Source organism: Ktedonobacterales bacterium, assembly GCA_036557285.1.
In the GTDB taxonomy this organism is placed as follows: domain Bacteria; phylum Chloroflexota; class Ktedonobacteria; order Ktedonobacterales; family DATBGS01; genus DATBHW01.
In genome coordinates this window covers 12575-28738 of the sequence record DATBHW010000019.1, presented here as the reverse complement: position 1 = coordinate 28738, position 16164 = coordinate 12575, and the positions used below count along the sequence as shown (strand labels likewise).

15 protein-coding genes and 1 tRNA gene are annotated in these 16164 nt (G+C 61.2%); 8 read left to right on the top strand and 8 right to left on the bottom strand.

Going from position 1 to position 16164, the window contains the following annotated elements:
- Positions 1 to 223: hypothetical protein (locus VH599_06465; protein HEY7347946.1), on the bottom strand; the 223-nt coding region annotated here is incomplete at its 3' end.
- A gap of 261 nt (positions 224 to 484) precedes the next feature.
- Between VH599_06465 and VH599_06460 the strand changes: the two genes are divergently transcribed.
- Together VH599_06460 and VH599_06455 are read left to right on the top strand one after the other, a co-directional pair.
- Positions 485 to 1507 (top strand): P-loop NTPase, encoded by a 1023-nt coding sequence (locus VH599_06460; GenBank protein HEY7347945.1) that lies wholly within the window; start codon positions 485 to 487, stop codon positions 1505 to 1507.
- 100 nt (positions 1508 to 1607) lie between these two features.
- Entirely contained in the window at positions 1608 to 2822 is a 1215-nt protein-coding gene (locus tag VH599_06455) for a TIGR00300 family protein (protein ID HEY7347944.1), read from the top strand.
- Between the two features lie 25 nt (positions 2823 to 2847).
- Here the strand turns inward: VH599_06455 and VH599_06450 are convergent, their stop codons facing one another.
- Positions 2848 to 3081 carry a DUF433 domain-containing protein gene (locus tag VH599_06450; protein HEY7347943.1) on the bottom strand — a complete coding sequence of 78 codons (234 nt, stop codon included), beginning with the start codon at positions 3079 to 3081 and terminating at the stop codon, positions 2848 to 2850.
- A 193-nt stretch (positions 3082 to 3274) separates the two neighbouring features.
- Between VH599_06450 and VH599_06445 the strand changes: the two genes are divergently transcribed.
- The 5 genes from VH599_06445 to VH599_06425 all read left to right on the top strand — a co-directional run bounded on the left by VH599_06445 (position 3275) and on the right by VH599_06425 (position 8150).
- On the top strand, positions 3275 to 4036 hold the full coding sequence (locus tag VH599_06445) for a helix-hairpin-helix domain-containing protein (GenBank protein ID HEY7347942.1): 762 nt from the start codon (positions 3275 to 3277) through the stop codon (positions 4034 to 4036).
- A gap of 16 nt (positions 4037 to 4052) precedes the next feature.
- On the top strand, positions 4053 to 6617 hold the full coding sequence (locus VH599_06440; protein ID HEY7347941.1) for a ComEC/Rec2 family competence protein: 2565 nt from the start codon (positions 4053 to 4055) through the stop codon (positions 6615 to 6617).
- Positions 6618 to 6684: 67 nt separating this feature from the next.
- Positions 6685 to 6760 (top strand) — tRNA-Lys (locus tag VH599_06435).
- A 78-nt stretch (positions 6761 to 6838) separates the two neighbouring features.
- The gene (locus tag VH599_06430; protein HEY7347940.1) at positions 6839 to 7264 is read left to right on the top strand and encodes a helix-turn-helix domain-containing protein; all 426 of its coding nucleotides are present in this window, start codon (positions 6839 to 6841) and stop codon (positions 7262 to 7264) included.
- Positions 7245 to 8150: a MerR family transcriptional regulator gene (locus VH599_06425; protein HEY7347939.1), complete on the top strand. Its 906-nt coding sequence runs from the start codon at positions 7245 to 7247 to the stop codon at positions 8148 to 8150. The genes VH599_06430 and VH599_06425 overlap by 20 nt, the downstream gene beginning before the upstream one ends.
- Positions 8151 to 8226: 76 nt before the next feature.
- On the opposite strand, the gene VH599_06420 is transcribed toward VH599_06425, so the two are convergent.
- Together VH599_06420 and VH599_06415 are read right to left on the bottom strand one after the other, a co-directional pair.
- Complete coding sequence (locus tag VH599_06420) at positions 8227 to 8982, bottom strand: gamma-glutamyl-gamma-aminobutyrate hydrolase family protein (protein ID HEY7347938.1); 756 nt, start codon at positions 8980 to 8982, stop codon at positions 8227 to 8229.
- A gap of 137 nt (positions 8983 to 9119) precedes the next feature.
- On the bottom strand, positions 9120 to 9419 hold the full coding sequence (locus tag VH599_06415) for a hypothetical protein (protein ID HEY7347937.1): 300 nt from the start codon (positions 9417 to 9419) through the stop codon (positions 9120 to 9122).
- A 430-nt stretch (positions 9420 to 9849) separates the two neighbouring features.
- Between VH599_06415 and VH599_06410 the strand changes: the two genes are divergently transcribed.
- Positions 9850 to 10983: a J domain-containing protein gene (locus VH599_06410; protein ID HEY7347936.1), complete on the top strand. Its 1134-nt coding sequence runs from the start codon at positions 9850 to 9852 to the stop codon at positions 10981 to 10983.
- Between the two features lie 9 nt (positions 10984 to 10992).
- Here VH599_06410 and VH599_06405 read toward each other — a convergent pair whose 3' ends face one another.
- From VH599_06405 to VH599_06390, 4 genes are all read right to left on the bottom strand, one after another.
- On the bottom strand, positions 10993 to 11949 hold the full coding sequence (locus VH599_06405) for a Fic family protein (protein HEY7347935.1): 957 nt from the start codon (positions 11947 to 11949) through the stop codon (positions 10993 to 10995).
- Positions 11950 to 12076: 127 nt separating this feature from the next.
- On the bottom strand, positions 12077 to 13183 hold the full coding sequence (locus VH599_06400) for a tetratricopeptide repeat protein (protein ID HEY7347934.1): 1107 nt from the start codon (positions 13181 to 13183) through the stop codon (positions 12077 to 12079).
- Positions 13184 to 13204: 21 nt separating this feature from the next.
- Positions 13205 to 13624: a hypothetical protein gene (locus VH599_06395; GenBank protein HEY7347933.1), complete on the bottom strand. Its 420-nt coding sequence runs from the start codon at positions 13622 to 13624 to the stop codon at positions 13205 to 13207.
- Positions 13621 to 16155: an FHA domain-containing protein gene (locus tag VH599_06390; protein HEY7347932.1), complete on the bottom strand. Its 2535-nt coding sequence runs from the start codon at positions 16153 to 16155 to the stop codon at positions 13621 to 13623. The genes VH599_06395 and VH599_06390 overlap by 4 nt, the downstream gene beginning before the upstream one ends.
- Positions 16156 to 16164: the final 9 nt, after the last annotated feature.

Sequence of the window (16164 nt, the reverse complement as noted above, 5' to 3'; positions counted from 1 at the left end):
GGGGCCACTTGTAGCGCCGCCGTCCCGGCGGCAGGGGCTGCGGGGCGGTGTACCTGTAGCGCCGCCGTCCCGGCGGCCAGCGTTGGCCTGCTGGCGCCGTGGCCCGGGGGGCGAACGCTCGCCTGGCGCAGCGTCCAGCCGCCAGGACGGCGGCGCTACAGGTGGCTAGCCGCCAGGACGGCGGCGCTACCAGCGTTGAGCCGCCAGGAAGGCGGCGCTGCAAGGCGCCAACCCCCGATAATTGGTGGAACCTTTTTCGGCAGGCGCAGCCTTGAGCAAGCCAATGGGACCACGCAAGCGCCGGGCAATGGCGGGCCGCTATATGCTATAATAAATGCGACTAGATTAGTCGGAATTAATAAGAGAGAACGCTCTCACGTTCTTCTCCAGGGTAAGGCTATCAGGGTTGCGGAAAGGCGACCCCAGCAATTCTTGAAGATGGAGCGCGGCGCTGGGGCTGTGCGAGCGTCGCCAGGAGGCATCTATGGCCGAAGTCATCACTGCGGATATGATTATTCATGACGTAGTGCAAAAATATCCTCAAGCCCAAAAAGTCTTTCAGAATCATGGATTGCCCTGTAGCGCCTGCCATGTCGGTTCGCGTGAAAGCGTGGCTGGTGGCGCGCGCACCCATCGGCTGGATGTGGAACTGCTGCTGGCAGACCTGAACCGCGCGGCCAACGGGCAGCCGGTGCTGACCGAAGCCAAACGCGCGCCGACGGGGCGCGGCATTCCCCTGCCGATGGCGGGTGATACCGGCGGCAAGATCAGGCATATCGTGGCGATTATGAGCGGCAAGGGCGGCGTGGGTAAATCGCTGGTGACGGGGCTGCTGGGGGTTTCGCTGCAACGCCAGGGCTTCAAGGTCGGCATCGAAGATGGTGACATTACCGGCCCCAGTATCGCTAAAATGTTTGGCATCAAGGGATCGCCCACCAAGAGCCAGACGGGCGGCATTGACCCGCTGCGCTCGCGCACAGGCATCAAGATCATGTCCATGAACATGTTCCTGGAGCGCGAAAGCGATCCGGTGGTCTGGCGCGGCCCGATGATTTCGAGCGCGATCAAACAGTTTTACACCGATGTGGATTGGGGCCAGCTTGACTATCTACTGATCGATCTGCCGCCAGGCACGTCGGATGCGCCGATGACGGTGATGCAAGCGATTCCGGTTGAGGGCGTGGTGATCGTTTCTTCGCCGCAGCTGCTGGCGACGATGATCGTCAAGAAGTGCATCAATATGGTCAAAACACTCAAAGGTCAGGTCATTGGCGTAGTCGAGAATATGGCCTATATGCGGATGCCCAACGGCGAACAGATGGAGGTCTTTGGCCCCAGCAACGGCCCCGATCTGGTGTATACCACCGGCTCGCCTCTGCTGGCGCAAATCCCCATTGACCCGCTGATCGCCAAACTCTGTGATGAAGGGAACATCGAGGCGTATGAAAGTGAAGAGTTCACGACGCTGGCGGCAAACTTCATCACAGCGGTGAAAATTAAGAAATAAGGCCAGGCGCGGGGGCAACCGCCAACCAGATAATGAACCAGACGGCGGGTAGGCGCTGCAACGCCTATCCGCCGTTTCAATTTTGTGTGTGAGGGATGTTATGGCAACGGAGACGATTGAACTGCGTGGGCATATTATTGATTCACTGATTCTGCCGCGCGTGTGGGATACGATTATGGACCTGGGGGGCAACTTTGAGGTGGAGGAGATGCGCGTGGGCCGCCGCAAGGACGAGCAGAGCTACGCGCGGATGCAGGTGATTGCCCCCGATGACGAGATATTGCAGGCGCTGCTCTCCGAGCTTCAGCAGCTTGGCGCGACCATTGTGCGCCAGCAGGAGGCGAAGACGGAGCGCGTTGAGCAGGCAGGGGTGCTGCCGGATGATTTCTATTCGACGACGAATCTGCCGACGCAGGTGCGGGTAAATGGCCGCTGGATAGATGTCGAGCGTATCGAGATGGATGTGGCTATCGTCGTTGATCGCGGAGCGGGCCGGGCGGTCTGCTGCCCGATGCACGAGGTGCATGTGGGGGATGAGGTGGTGGTTGGTCACGGCGGCATTCAGGTGATCCCGCTGGAGCGGGCGCGTCACCGCGAGTTCTTTGCCTTTATGCAGAGCGAGGTCAGTTCCGAGCGCACGAAGGTGCTGGCAATTCAGGAAGTGGCCCGCCAGATGCGCCAGACACGGGCGCAGGGCGGCAAGATTCTTTTTGTGTTGGGGCCAGCGGTCATCCATACCGGCGCGGGTAAATATGTCGCTGAGTTGATCCGCCGGGGCTATGTGCAGGTGATTTTTGGCGGTAACGCGATCATCACCCATGACGTGGAGTCGGTGATGTTTGGCACGTCGCTGGGCGTGAATCTGACGAGCGGGGAAGCAGTGGAACACGGCCACCGCCACCACCTGCGCGCCATCAACGCGGTGCGCCGGGCTGGCTCGTTGGAGCGAGCGATGGAGCTTGGGCTGATCCGCGAGGGGCTGACCTACGAGGCGCTGCGGCATGGCGTCAATCTGGTGCTGGCTGGCTCCATCCGCGACGATGGGCCGATGCCAGGCGTCATCACCGATATGGTCGCCGCGCAGCGCGAGATGCGCCGGGCTATCGAGGGCGTCGAGATGGCGATCATGGTCGCCTCGATGCTGCACGCCATCGCCACCGGCAATATCCTGCCTGCCACAGTCAAGACCGTGATGGTAGACATCAATCCGGCGGTTGTCATCAAAGTGGCTGATCGTGGTACGACCCAGGCCGCCGGTCTGGTGACGGATGCTGAGCTTTTCCTGCGAGAGTTGGTTGAGGCGCTGCGCGAGTAATCCGCTCATTCCTCAAGCTCTTCTATCATACTGAAGCTGGCTCGATGGGGTGAATGGTGTCAATGCGCGCCAACTCAGCGGCGAAGAGGAGGGCCGCCTGGATTTGTTCGCGGGTGAGTTCATACCCATCCATAATCTGCTCGATAGTCTCACCTGCGGCAAGCTGCTCAAGAATAAACTCAACGGTGATGCGTGTTCCGGCAATCATAGGTTTTCCGAGCATGATTTCCGGGTCTGAGATAATCTCTGGCCTGGACATAAAGGCTCCTTTCTATTCTCGCCTGCCCTTATTATGCGCATATCGGGCTACCGGCAGCAATAGGTGCTTTCAGCAGTTCCTTGTTCGGCTGAGAAAAACCAACCCTATACCTCTCATCAGCCCATCCTTCCTGATAGCTCCCTTCAACCCTTGACACTCGCCAGCTTTCTGCTTACAATCGGGCGTAAAATTGATGCTGGGGGTGGTTACTGGCATGGGCAAGCACATACCTTCTGACTATGATTGGTCCTGGTGGCCGGGCGATCCCGATGGCGCGCCGCCTTCCCGTTTGGAGGATGTGGAGGAGCCGGAGACGGTTGCTGCATCCGCGCCGATGAGGGTTGTTCCGGCTGATCCCCCGTTCTTCGATGATGCCCCCGCCGCGAAGCGACCCCTGGCGCGCTCAAGGCGCTATCGGCGGGCAGAGCGCCAGCGAAGGCTGGCGCGCATCGCAGCGCCGCTCTTGCTCCTGGGCCTGGTTGCCGCGCTGGTGGTGGTCATCCGCCTGCCGGACGCTTCTGCTGCTCAGCCGACGATTGCGCAATCTGACGAGATTCAGGCGTATATCGTGGGCGCGGTGGCGCATCCGGGCGTGTATGTGCTGCGCAGCGGTGATCGCGTGTATAAGCTCATCGCAGCGGCAGGCGGGCTAACGAAAGACGCTGACCTGGCTCGTATCAACCAGGCGGCGTATGTGGCTGATGGCGAAGAGGTCTTTGTGCCTCGCGTGGGCCAGTCGTTTCCCTCTGGCCTCGCCGATGGCGGCCCCGGCAAGGTCAATATCAATACAGCTACTGCTGAGGATATGGACGCCCTGCTGCCGATCAGTTTGACGACAGCGAAGAAGATTGTTGACTATCGTGACGCGCACGGCCCTTATACGACCATCACCCAACTGCTCAACGTGATGAGCCGCACAACGTTCGACAAAATCAAAGACTTTATCACCGTCTAAGCGGCGGGCAACACTAATGTTGAATGACCAGAATCGCCCGCCGAAGCGCCTGATCGTCCCGGTGCAGCCATCTTTGTCTGCCAGCCAGCCGCCCTCGATGGCGGCCTTGCCCGATTTGCGCGGCTTGCTGTTAGTGGCGCTGGTGGCTGCCTGGCTTGCTGGCATCCTCCTGGCAAGCCTGGCGGCTCTGCCGCTCTGGCCGCTGCTCGTGCTGTCCGGGGCTGCTGGCCTGCTGGCGGTCCTGATGCGCCGGTTCGGTCGTCCGGCGCCTCTTGCTCGCTGGCTGACTCTGAGCCTGCTGCTGCTGGCGTGCCTGGCGCTAGGCGCGGCGCGGCTCACGCTTGCCAGCCCTGTAGGCGATGCCGCTGCTGTGAGCGTTTTCATTGGGCGCGGCCCGGTGGTCATTCGCGGCGAGATTGGGGCGGAACCTGCTCTGCGCGAGCGCAGCACGCTGCTGGAAGTGGATGCCAGCAGCCTGAGCCTGGATGATGGGCATACCTGGCGAGATGTGCATGGCTCGGTGGCGGTGATCGCGCTCGGCGCGAATGGCCCCTACGCCCCGGAATACGGCGACAGCGTTGAATTGCAAGGGGAACTGGAGCCAGTGGTCGGCGCTCCCGCCGCTGCTCCCATTTCTGGCGCGTCGTCTTCCACTGAAGCCGCGCAGCCTCCCCATGCAGTGACAGCGCCAGCAGGCATCTTTGCGGCGATGACGTTTCCGCGCCTGCGCATTCTGGAGCGCGGCGGCGGGAATCCGGCGCTGGCCTGGCTCTTTCGCCTGCGCCAGCGGCTTGCCCAGGCCATCAGTCAATCGCTGCCCGAACCCGAAGCCTCGCTCTTGATCGGCATTCTGCTGGGATTAAAGACGAGCGTGCTGCGCTCGCAGTACGCGCTCTACCAGCAGTCGGGGACCGTTCACCTGATCGTGACATCGGGATTCAAGGTGACGGTGCTGAGCGGCCTGCTGGCGGCTTTTGCCACGCGGCTGTTGGGCCGTCGCTGGGCCATTGTGCCGCTGCTGGCGGGTATCTGCGCGTATGTCGTGCTGAGCGGCGCGGGTCCAGCGGCGATCCGCGCGGGCATCATGGGCGCGCTGCTGGTCATCGCCCCGCGCGCCGGGCGCTCCTACAACCTGTATACGTCGCTCGCCTTTGCGGCGCTGCTGATGAGCGCCTGGTCGCCCTATGTGCTCTGGGACGTGGGCTTTCAGCTTTCATTGCTGGGGACGCTGGGTATCGTCTTGATCACGCCGTTTCTGGCGGCGTGGCTGGGGCGTTTCCTGGGCCGTGTCCCCGCTGGCAGAATGAGCGCGAGCTTGCTTGCCGTGACGCTGGCGGCGCAGCTTGCCACCCTGCCCATCCAGGTGATCAACTTCGGCCAGCTTTCTCTTGTAGCGCCGTTCACGAATCTGCTCGCTGTGCCGCTGTTAGGGATCTTGCTGGTGATGGGCGCGCTGATCGGGCTGCCGGGGCTGGTTGTTCCTATAGTCGGAGCGGCGGTCGGCTGGCTGGGCTGGCCGCTGCTCTGGCTGGTCTATCAGATCATCGCGCAATCAGCGGCGCTGCCTTTCTCCAGCCTCTCGGTTGGGCCGCTGGATATTCAGATGGCCTGGCTGTATGAGATTGGCCTGGGGATGGTGATCGCCTGGCTCCTTACCCGGCCCAAAACCACCAGACCTATCGAGAAGCCTTTCCTGACCAGAGCGCAGCAGGGCCACAGACGGCGAGTTCAGGCGCGCTGGCGATTAGCCGCAGCCGCCTTTCTCATTGCCGCTGCAAGCGTGACGACGCTTGCTACGCTTCCCGATGGTCGGCTGCATATCACCTGGCTGGATGTCGGGCCGGGCGGTCAGGCGATGCTCATTCAGACGCCTGCCGGGCATACGGTTCTGCTGGATGGCGGCGATCATCCGGCGGCGCTCGAAGAGGCGCTGGGCCAGCGGCTGCCTTTCTGGCAGCGCACGATTGACCTGGCGCTGCTGACGAATCCGCGCGACGGCCATTTGCTGGGGCTGCTCGATGCGCTGGGGCATTATCACATCAATCAAGCGGCAGACGCGGGGATGCTCCACCCCAGCGCGGCGTATGCTTCCTGGCGCGCCCAGCTTGCGCAGCGTGGCATCCCCTACCGGCAGATTCGCCAGGGAGCGACCATTCAGATTGAACCGGGGGTTATCTTGCAGGCGCTTTCGCCCGGCCCGGTGCTGTCAGAGGACGAGCCGGACGAAGACGCCAACGCCCTGATCTTGCGGCTCACCAGCCCTGGTCTGCGCGTCCTCTTCCTGGGCGAGACCACCGAAACAACCCTGGGGGCGCTGATGACCAATGGCGCTGGCCTGCGCGCCGACGTGGCGCAGATCGCGCTGCCTGCCAACGCCGCGCCAGCCGGACAGCCGGTGCTGGCCGAACTGCTCTTAATAGCCCAGCCGACGCTGCTCGTCGTCACGCCGACCTCAGCCTCCACGCGCAGCACCGGCCCACCTGCGCCCGCGCCGCCTGGGGCTATTCGCACGCTGAGCGTTGCCACTACTGGCGCGCTGGCGCTCGCCGCAGATCGCTCGCGCTGGTGGTTCGAGAGCTAGCAAGCGTGTGCCAGGAAGCCTTGACGGCTGCGCTGCCACTATGCTATACTTATGTGCGTTGACGCCAGGGCGACTAGCTCAATTGGCAGAGCAGCTGACTCTTAATCAGCGGGTTCAGGGTTCGAGTCCCTGGTCGCTCACCAGACAAGAAGCGGGATCGGAACAACCGATCCCGCTTCTTGTCTGGTGAGCGACCATTTTGGTATATTAAGGAAAACCTGATGGGATACACACACAAAGAACTACCAGCGCCCCAGGCCATTGTTGAGGCATGGGGGGCGTTTCGTGAACTCGTTGGGGTCACTTCGGTTCGTACTGAAGAGGACTACCAGCAGGCACGCGCGCTGATTGATACGCTGCTGGATGAGGTGGCAGAAAACGAGGAACACCCGCTTGCTGATGTGCTTGACTACTTTGCCGATCAGGTGGAAGCCTACGAGGAAGAACATATCCTGATCCCTGAAGCAGAGCCGCGCGAGGTGCTGCGCTTCCTGATGGAGCAGCATGGATTGAAGCAGGAAGACCTGGCTGAGTGCGCGCCACAGAACAGAATCTCAGATATTCTCGGCGGTAAGCGATCTATCAGCAAGGAGATTGCAAAAAACCTGGCGCGGCGGTTCGGCGTGCATGCTGATGTATTCCTCTAGCGAGTCCCCTTGGAAAAGCCTTGACCCTGACGTTACGTCACCATTTATACTTCCTCCAGAAAGGAGGAAGACCCTGAATCAGCGTTTTTACCAGAGCGGCCAGTTTGCGAAGAAAGCCGCTGTTTCGGTGCGCGCGCTGCGCTTTTATGACCGGCTGGGCCTGCTCCAGCCATCCGCGCACACGGAGGCTGGCTATCGCCTGTATACCGACGCGGATTTCTTTCGCCTCCAACAGATTCTGGCCCTGAAGTTTCTGGGCTTCGCGCTGGAGGAGATTAAATACTGCTTGCAGGTGGGGCCAACTTCGCTGAAAGAGACGCTGGCCTTGCAAAAGGCGATGATGCAGGAAAAGCGCGCGCGGCTTGAGAGCGTCATCCAGGCGATTTCAGAGACAGAACCCCTGCTGCAAGGCAACGGCCATGACTGGGAAGCGATCATTCATGTGATTCAGGTCATGCACATGGAACAGACCAACGATTGGCGTAAGAAGTACTTTACCGACGAACAACTGAAACAGATGGAGGAATTGAGCAAACAATCGTATAGCGAGGAAGCGCGGCAGAAGCTGGCCGAGTGGGGCAAGAACTGGACGGAAGCCGACCAGGAACGCGCCAACCAGCAGTGGGCCGCGCTCATTGCAGAGTTGAAGCGCCTGGTGGCAAGCAGTCAAGACCCTGCCGGTTCCGAGGCGCAGGCGCTCGCCGGGCAATGGATGGGCATGATTCAGCAGTTCACACGCGGTGACACGGATGTGCTGGAGGGCGTGAAAAAGATGACTTCGGCCAACCTGCGCGGGCAAACGCCTTATCCCCCGTTCTTTGGCAAGGAAGATGGCGCGTTCCTCGACAAAATGCTGGAGACATATCAGGAGCGGCAAGGCGCGTAGGGACCGCTCTTGCGCCAGAACAGAGGCCGTCGGTACATGCCGACGGCCTCTGTCTGTCCTGAGAACAATTGGCAGCTTAACTTGCTACGCGGTAGGTGGCAGGGGTTGGGCGTGTGGCCGCCTGGACAAAGCCCTGGAAGAGTCGCAGCACGCGCTCGTCCCCGGCAACGGCCAGTTCTTCGGGATGGCATTGGATCGCCACAACAAAGCGATGGTTGGGGAACTCGATGCCTTCAATCAAGTCATCGGGAGCCGTTGCCGAGGGAATCGCGTTGCGCCCCAGGGTCTTGATGCCCTGGTGATGGAAGCTGTTGACCATCAGCGGTTCCGTACCCAGCAGGTCTGCCAGGCGCGTGCCAGGCGCGATGGTGATGCTATGCGCGCGATATGTCCGGGGCTTGCCGGTCCAGGCGTGCTTGAGGCTGTTGGGACGCTGGGCGTGAATATCTTGATAGAGCGTGCCGCGCGCCACGACGTTGAGCAGTTGCATGCCTCGGCAAATGCCCAGGATCGGCAGGTCCATCTCCAGAAAATAATTGGCGAGCGCCAGTTCGAGCCGATCTTCGTTCAGGTCCACCGCGCCCAGCAGGGTATGCGGCTCTTCATCGTAGGCGCGCGGATGAACGTCAACACCGCCGGGGAGCAGCAGACCATCCAGCCGCGCGCAAAGCGGCTCCAGGTCGGCCAGATCATCGAAATGGGGGATTAAGACGGGCGTGCCGCCAGCCATTTCGACGGCCTTGGTATAGGCGCGGTTGTTTCCATAGAGCGGACGCAGGGCGCCCGCGCGTTTGCCTGCATAGCAGGGAATGCCGATTACAGGACGAGCCATACTACACTCCTTCACAGCCATGTATCTTGAGGATGAGTCCGCACAAAAAAAGAGAAGGCGGGGCGCGTTTGTTTGCGCCCCGCAACGAGTGATGACTTCAGAAAATCGTATCTGCTCTCTGCGCTCGCTGCGACGAATCAGTCTCCGGGCCGACGTATCGCCCCCCGGCTCAGGGGGACCGGCGCTGATCCTTCAGTCGGCGGCTTCGGCGTTTCCTCTACGGCTGGCGCGCGGGCCACCGCAGAGGAGATCACCTGATCCGGCGGCGCTTCTTTTACAGGAACGGCCTGAACTTTCTCTGGCGCCACGATGATAGTGCGCGTCCCTTTCATCCCTGCCCTGAAGGTCATCGCTGCCGCCGCGAGAAACCAGGCAAAAAGCATGCCAAAAAGAATACCAGATAGGAGTGAAGATGAAGAGATAGGTAGTGTTAACATGGTTCTTTCATTCCGCGCCCTCGACGGGCCTCTTTTCGAGAACGGCGTCATTGGATGGCTGCCGTTCCATAGTCTCTATAACGGATTGACTGGTACGCGGGTAACGACACCTGATGGTTGCTTGAGCCTCCATGTATCCCTTGAAAGCGCAGGTGTCACTTCCCTATCTTTACTGTAGCATGGCGTCGTATAATAATCCTATCTTGTTGTTCACATTAAGAGTGTAAAGCAGGCGCCACAGGCGCTGCCTGTGGGGGTTCCGCACAAGCTATGCCAGCAGTTGTCTGCTGAGTATAGCTCTTGTCCGACTCGTGATTGTGGTGTATACTTCAGAAAACGAGTGAGCGCCGCAAGGATGACTGGTTCGCCCGATGGTGTGCCTGCCAGGGCGCCGGACATCGCCCGCGGGCGTTGAGGGCTTCTCGCACGCATGATGGATGAGATAACAGATTATTACGGGCTTCTGGGCGTGGAGCCAGGCGCGAATGCCACAGAAATCAAGGCGGCCTTTAAGCGCATGGCCCTAAAGTACCATCCAGATGTGTATTCTGGATCAGATGCTGAAGAGCGCATGCGTCTGCTCTTAACAGCCTATAAGACGCTGACCAATCCCAGCAAGCGCAAGACCTATGATCTGGCGCATGGCATCAGTCGCCGGGCCGTCTGGGATGATGAGGAACCGCTGACGTTCTATCGCTCCGCTAATGGGCGGGGCTTTACCACCTCCAGTGGGCGCATCCCAACCCCCGACAAAGCCGAGACTTCCGGCGAGAAGCCGCCAACCACCGCAGCAGAAGCCGAGACCACTTCCCAACCGACGGAAACGAAGGTACCTGTCACCTTTCCGCGCCTCGATGCAGGCGTGGGGGCTGTCATCGCCCTGGGGGGATTTGTCTATAACCTGACGATGCAGCAGGCCGCCCGGTTACGCGAGGATGGTCGGCTGCTGGGCGCGGATATGCCGCAGCGCCTCCCCCGCGCCGATGGCGCGCCCGGAGGACGCCGCTGTGTCTGTCACCGCTGCGGCCATATCTGGGTTGTGCCGCCTGACCAACGCCGGACCAGCACTGATCGCTGCCCCAGGTGTACGGCCCCCGACTGGACCGAATATCTGCTGCTGCGCTGCCAGGAATGCACCGCCGTGTTCGAGAGCCAGCAGATTCGCCGCTATGATCGCGTCAGGATCGGCGAACGATACTATGGCGATTTCCATCTCTGTCAGCCGTATGAACTCTTTCCCCGCTGCCCCAACTGCCGGGCTGTGCGCTGGTGCGCTGGCGAAGAGATGCGCCTGAACCGACGCCCCGCCCAGGCGCAGGGGCCGCGCCCCTCTGGCCCGCTCGCCCAGGACAACGGCCCACGCCCAACGACTTCTGGCGGCATCCCACGCGCGACGGGCGCGTTCCCACGCATGGCGACCAGCGGGCATACCGGCGCCTATCCTTCGACCCGTTCCAGAAAATTGCGCACCGATGGCGTACCCAAAATGTTTCTCACGCTGGTTTTTGCCCTGCTGATCCTGGGGTCGCTTTTCGCCATCTATGCGATTCTTGCCGCCCATTGAGCCAGGCGTTCACTCCAGAAACAGCCGGGGGTGGCTGTAGAGCTTCTTCCCGCGCCTGACCGCGATCAGTTTGCCCCGATGCACCCACTGGCGCAGCGTACTCTCCTGCACGTTCAGCCTGGGGGCAAGCTCCTTGAACTCCATGAGTGGCTCTCGATGTTCCAGATTGGTGATGATCATCTTATCCAACCAGGGTGAAAGACTCTCGCAGAGCAGTGCTTCTAGTGGCCCAAAGTCCCCTTTTTCTAGCCGCTTCCTCAATGCTTCAGGCTGAGGCTCAGGAAAACCCTGGTGGAACCCTTGATCAGCACTTTCAAGGGTGCGGTAATAACGACCCCGCTCCTCTTTTTGGAAACCTTTAATAATGATGGGGAGATAGCCATTGCTTACCGCCAGGTAATTCAGAATAATGCGTCCAGCCCTGCCGTTGCCATCCTCAAACGGGTGAATGCTCTCGAACAAGGTGTGAATGCGTGCCAGCGCAGAAAGAATAGGTAAGCTTTCCAGTAAGTCCAGGCTCAGCCGGAGCCAGGCGCGCATATATTCATTGACATCAAATTCCGGGGGACGTACTTTAGCGCCGTGAATCTGGATGCTTTTCCTGCGAAAGCTGCCCCTCTCTTCACTCAAATTGCGGAATAGCTCGCTGTGGATATGCCGTACCAACGACATATCTAGTCGCAGTTCACCCTCGTAATAGTATTGTGAAGCCAGGTCGTAGAGGCTCTGGGCTGTGCGATGGTAATTGAGAATCTCAGGGGCCGTTTTTCGCCCCTTCAACACAGCTTTTAGCTCCTGCTCAGTTGCAAAATACCCTTCGATAGAGAGCGATTGGCGCGTTTCTTCAGCGAGCATATAGAGCCATTCGCTATTTTTTACGGCGGTCTCCGGCAAGCCACCCAGCGCCATAAACAGCGTCTTTCGCTGCGGTAGGTTGTCACAGTTGGTAATGCTGTCTTTACTCAATGCCCCTTCTCCAGAGGTATAAGACTCGTCACACTTGCAGCGATATTGCTCATTCTCGGTGAACTGTGACAGATTATACCATGATGTAAACCATCTCTGTGACAAGCGAGAGGAGTAACTCCAGAGCCTACTCTTCCTGCCCCATTGCCTGGCGGGCCGCAGCCTCGTGGGCAAGGACTTCGGGGTCGTCGGGAGCCAGGATCAGCGCCTGGTGGTAAAAATCCAGGCTTTCTTCATAGCGACCCAGCCCCGCCAGCGCGTAGCCTTTGGTGTCCAGCACGTTTGCCGCGCGCATCCCCAGCGCCAGCGCCCGATCTGCCGAGTCGAGCGCCTCCTCATGGCGGCCCAGCAGGGTCAGCAGCCAGGCGCGATTGCCCCAGGCGAATGCCAGACGCCCATTCAGCGTCAGCGCGCGATCATATGCCTCCAGCGCCTCTTCAGAGGGTCGCAGGCTCGTGAGCGCCGCGCCTTTGTTCACCCAGAACTCGGCGGTGGCCGGGGAGATTGCCAGCGCCCGTTCATAGGAGGCCAGCGCCTCTTCGTAGCGTTTCAGGGAGTAGAGCGCGCTGCCCTGATTGGCCCAGACTTCGGGCATAGTTGGGTCCAGCGCAAGCGCCATCTCCGTTGCCGCCAGACTCTCTGTATAGCTGCCCAGTTGATTCAAGACATAGCTCAGGCTGCCCCAGGCGCCTGCCTGCTCTGGTCCGGCTTCCAGGGCCATACGATAGAGCCGCGCCGCGTCGGTGTAGTTCCTGGACGTTTTAGCGATTTCAGCCTGAATCAGTAACCGGGTGATCTCCTGGGTGCGGCGCGCTGTTTCTGCGGCCTGGGCGCTGGCCGCTGCCTGAGCCTCACTCGGCGTCGCCTGTTCGGCAGGCGCTTCCCACAGGCAGAGCGTGTGGCCGTCGGGATCGTGGAACTGGGCGATCCGTCCCTGGGGCGTTTCGGCCAGCGGGGCGCTGAAATTGACGCCGCGCGCTTCCAGGTCGTGGACGCGCGCTTCGATGCCCTCTGGCGTCGGCAGCAGCAGCGCGCCCCATGCAGGCAGAGGCGCTGCCGCTGTTGTCTCTGGCCCCAGGCGCAGCCAGAGCCGCGCCTGGCCCAGCGCAAAGCCGGGCCAATCGGCGGTGGTACCTATCTGGCTCAGGCCCAACGTGTCACGATAAAACCCAACTGATCGCTCCAGATCGCTGACATGAAGCCAGAGAGCCAGTGTTAGATTGTTCTCAGCCATTGCTCTTTCCTTCGCGGGCGGTTAGAACCATTCGCCCCCCTGATAGCGCCAGCGGACCAGCAGCGTGCGCAGCGGCCCCTGGGCGATGATAAAGGTAATCAGCCAGATGCTGGCGTACATGCTGATAAAGACGGCGAACGGCATCGCTGTAGATGGAATACCGGGCAGACCGACATAATGGACCAGCAGCCAGACCAGCGCGCCTTCGACGACGCCCGCCAGCACCTGAAAGCTGGTGGGCCAGTCACGGTCCCAGCGAAAGGTCAGGATATATTGATAGAGGGCGTCCCAGGCCAGCCCGAAGAGAAAGACATAGCCCAGCAGCAGAAACGGCGTGACGACGTTTTTGACGACCAGCCCGACGATGAGCGTAATGATCACGCCCACCGTTGCCAGCAGGAAGAAGCGGGTTTCCCAGCGCCCCAGGAGTGTTGGTGTCATGGATGTCTGCTCCTTACCCAACGAGTCCACTGCCGGAATGAACGCAGCGGGCCAAGGCGGCGCAGCCCCGGCGCGCCCAGCTTGCGCAGAGCTTCCACCGAGCGCAGAGCCGCATATTGTAGACCGATAAAGCTGTCCGCCATTGCGAAGGGGCCGCCCAGCGTCATCGTGCCGCTGGCGTAGACGTGGCCGGGTCCATTCGCCATGCCCAGCGCCTCAAAATCGTTGGCGACGCGCAGCCGACCCTTGGGATTGCGCCCCAACCTGTACGTATCTACCATATCCTTGAGCAGCGCGTTACTCTCCAACGCGGCCTCCAGGCCGGTACAGTCTATGATGAAGTCGGCGGGCAGCCAGCTTTCCGGCTGCCTGGGGTCGCTGGTGGCGATCAACGTGGCGATCTGCCCATACTGGTTGCGCTCTACACGCTTCACCCTGCCAAAGTATATCCGATACCAGCCCTCGCGCAGCCCGGCGCGGCTGATGGCTCGCCAGTCCTTGCGGCTGGCGGTAGTCGTGCCGCCCCAGTCGTTGAGGAGGCGGTCACGCTGCTGATCGTCGGCCTGTTCCAGTTTGCGGCGCAGTGTGCCGCCCGCGCAGGCTTTGGGCCAGTTGAAAGGCTGTAGCTCGGTATGGTTTTCCACTTTGCGCCGGACTCGCCCGTCACGATGGCCCGCCAGCAGCGGAGAGCGCAGGACTTGCAGGATGCCGACACGCGGGTTTTGTAGATGCGCCTCGGCCAGCCGCTGAATGACCCGCGACGCCACGATGCCACGACCCCGCACCATGACCACCCCGCCAGCGCGCGCCAGGTGGTCATAGATATGGCTGTGGTCTTCGTAGGCGTTGACGACACGCTGGAAATCTTTGGTGCGGTCTCGATAGTCCTGAAGATCGGCCAGGAACTGAATGGCCGGATAGCCAACGGCGATATGCACATAGCGCGCGACGATAAACTGCTTGACCACTTCCAGGCGCTGGTTGATCTGTGTGTAGGCGATGATGTAGCGGCCATCGTCAGTCTTGCGAATGGCGTGGGCCTGTCCATAGCGCCAGATGCGCCCCCAGCCAATACGCTGCGCCTCGCGGTCTATTGAGTTGAAGACATCGCTGGCGCGGGGCGTATAGGTCTCCGTCAGGACCGGCTCACCGAAAACCTGGACGCTGACGCGCAGCGCATTGCCGATCTGGCCCCGGCCCAGCGAATGCCAGATTTCGCGCAGCCCATAGGAAGGCCAGCCCCAGATATTGTCCGGGCAGGCGTCGCTGTTGGAGCGCAGGCGCTCGTGGCTGAGAACCTGCGAGTTATGACACAGGCGCTCGTAGCGCGCGTGTGGCTTGGGTTCCAGGCCGATGGAAGCGATGTGCTGCTCTGGAACGCCAGAGATCAGCAGGTGATCGATCCAGGTGAAGCTGCCCAGGCCGCCGCCAATTGCCAGGTAGGTGATTTCGGTGACAGGGATACCGCTTTGCTGCGCCTGCCAGAATGGGACAACAGGCTGCTGAAAGAACGCGGGCGGGAAGGTCTCTTCCACTGTCGCCGCTGGCACAAAGGGAAGGAGCAGACCCGTCTCGCCGCTGAAGACGAGCGTGGATTCTGCGGGCGGTTTGATCGGCGTGGGGGCCGGAGGCGTCGGCGAACGGCTGGCCGCCAGGGACGGCGGTACAAGCGGCGCGGGCTGCGCGGCGGGCTGAACGGGTCTGGACGCCGGGGCGTCGGCCAGAGCCGCTGTCAGGCACACCCCGCCGATCTCGATGGTATCGGTGGGGCTAACGGGAGCGCGCTGAATCCGCTGCCCGTTGAGGAACGTGCCGTTCCCGCTGCCCTGATCGGTAAGGATAACCTGGCCGCCCTCCAGCGTGAGGATGGCGTGCTGGCGCGAGGCGTTGATAACAGGCAAGGGAATAGTATTATCATGCTGCCGCCCGATGCTGATGGGCGGCGCTGCCACGACTTCGCGCTTGTGTTGGGTGGTCGGGTCTATCCAGCGCACCCTGATCTGCGGGGGCTGAGACGGCTGGGCCGCCGCTCCAGGCGGCATCATGACGGTCCCAAAATCCACCGAAGCAACAACTGTGCCAGGCTCCTGCGGCGCGGCCATCGTCCCAAAATCCGCAGGCGCGGCCATCGTGCCATACTCTTGAGGCGCGGCCATCGTGCCATACTCCTGCGGGAGAGCCATCGTGGGCGCCTGGGAAGGCGCGTATGGCTGGTCGGTGGGGCTGATCTCGATGGAGAAGCGGAACGGGCCGATCTGGAACGTGTCGCCATCTTTCAGAGGCGCGTGTTTGACACGCTGTTGATTGACGAGGACGCCGTTCTTGCTCTGCCGGTCATGAACGACGACTTCGCCATTAACATACTCCAGCAAGGCGTGCTGGCGCGACACCGCGTCGCTGTTGAGCGCAACGGTATTTTCGCGCATCCGCCCGATGCTGATGGGCAGCGGGGCGAGGATGACGCTCTCTTCATTGGTCACGGGGTCTTGCCAGTTCAGGCGCACCTGCGGCGGCATCTGCGCTCTCTGCATCGCGGTTCT

What these genes read in the sequence shown, in the direction of transcription:
- VH599_06460 (HEY7347945.1), top strand. Translation starts at nt 485, where the DNA reads ATGGCCGAAGTCATCACTGCGGATATGATTATTCATGACGTAGTGCAA.
- VH599_06455 (HEY7347944.1), top strand. Translation starts at nt 1,608, where the DNA reads ATGGCAACGGAGACGATTGAACTGCGTGGGCATATTATTGATTCACTG.
- VH599_06450 (HEY7347943.1), bottom strand. Translation starts at nt 3,081, where the DNA reads ATGTCCAGGCCAGAGATTATCTCAGACCCGGAAATCATGCTCGGAAAA.
- VH599_06445 (HEY7347942.1), top strand. Translation starts at nt 3,275, where the DNA reads ATGCTGGGGGTGGTTACTGGCATGGGCAAGCACATACCTTCTGACTAT.
- VH599_06440 (HEY7347941.1), top strand. Translation starts at nt 4,053, where the DNA reads ATGTTGAATGACCAGAATCGCCCGCCGAAGCGCCTGATCGTCCCGGTG.
- VH599_06430 (HEY7347940.1), top strand. Translation starts at nt 6,839, where the DNA reads ATGGGATACACACACAAAGAACTACCAGCGCCCCAGGCCATTGTTGAG.
- VH599_06425 (HEY7347939.1), top strand. Translation starts at nt 7,245, where the DNA reads ATGCTGATGTATTCCTCTAGCGAGTCCCCTTGGAAAAGCCTTGACCCT.
- VH599_06420 (HEY7347938.1), bottom strand. Translation starts at nt 8,982, where the DNA reads ATGGCTCGTCCTGTAATCGGCATTCCCTGCTATGCAGGCAAACGCGCG.
- VH599_06415 (HEY7347937.1), bottom strand. Translation starts at nt 9,419, where the DNA reads ATGTTAACACTACCTATCTCTTCATCTTCACTCCTATCTGGTATTCTT.
- VH599_06410 (HEY7347936.1), top strand. Translation starts at nt 9,850, where the DNA reads ATGATGGATGAGATAACAGATTATTACGGGCTTCTGGGCGTGGAGCCA.
- VH599_06400 (HEY7347934.1), bottom strand. Translation starts at nt 13,183, where the DNA reads ATGGCTGAGAACAATCTAACACTGGCTCTCTGGCTTCATGTCAGCGAT.
- VH599_06395 (HEY7347933.1), bottom strand. Translation starts at nt 13,624, where the DNA reads ATGACACCAACACTCCTGGGGCGCTGGGAAACCCGCTTCTTCCTGCTG.
- VH599_06390 (HEY7347932.1), bottom strand. Translation starts at nt 16,155, where the DNA reads ATGCAGAGAGCGCAGATGCCGCCGCAGGTGCGCCTGAACTGGCAAGAC.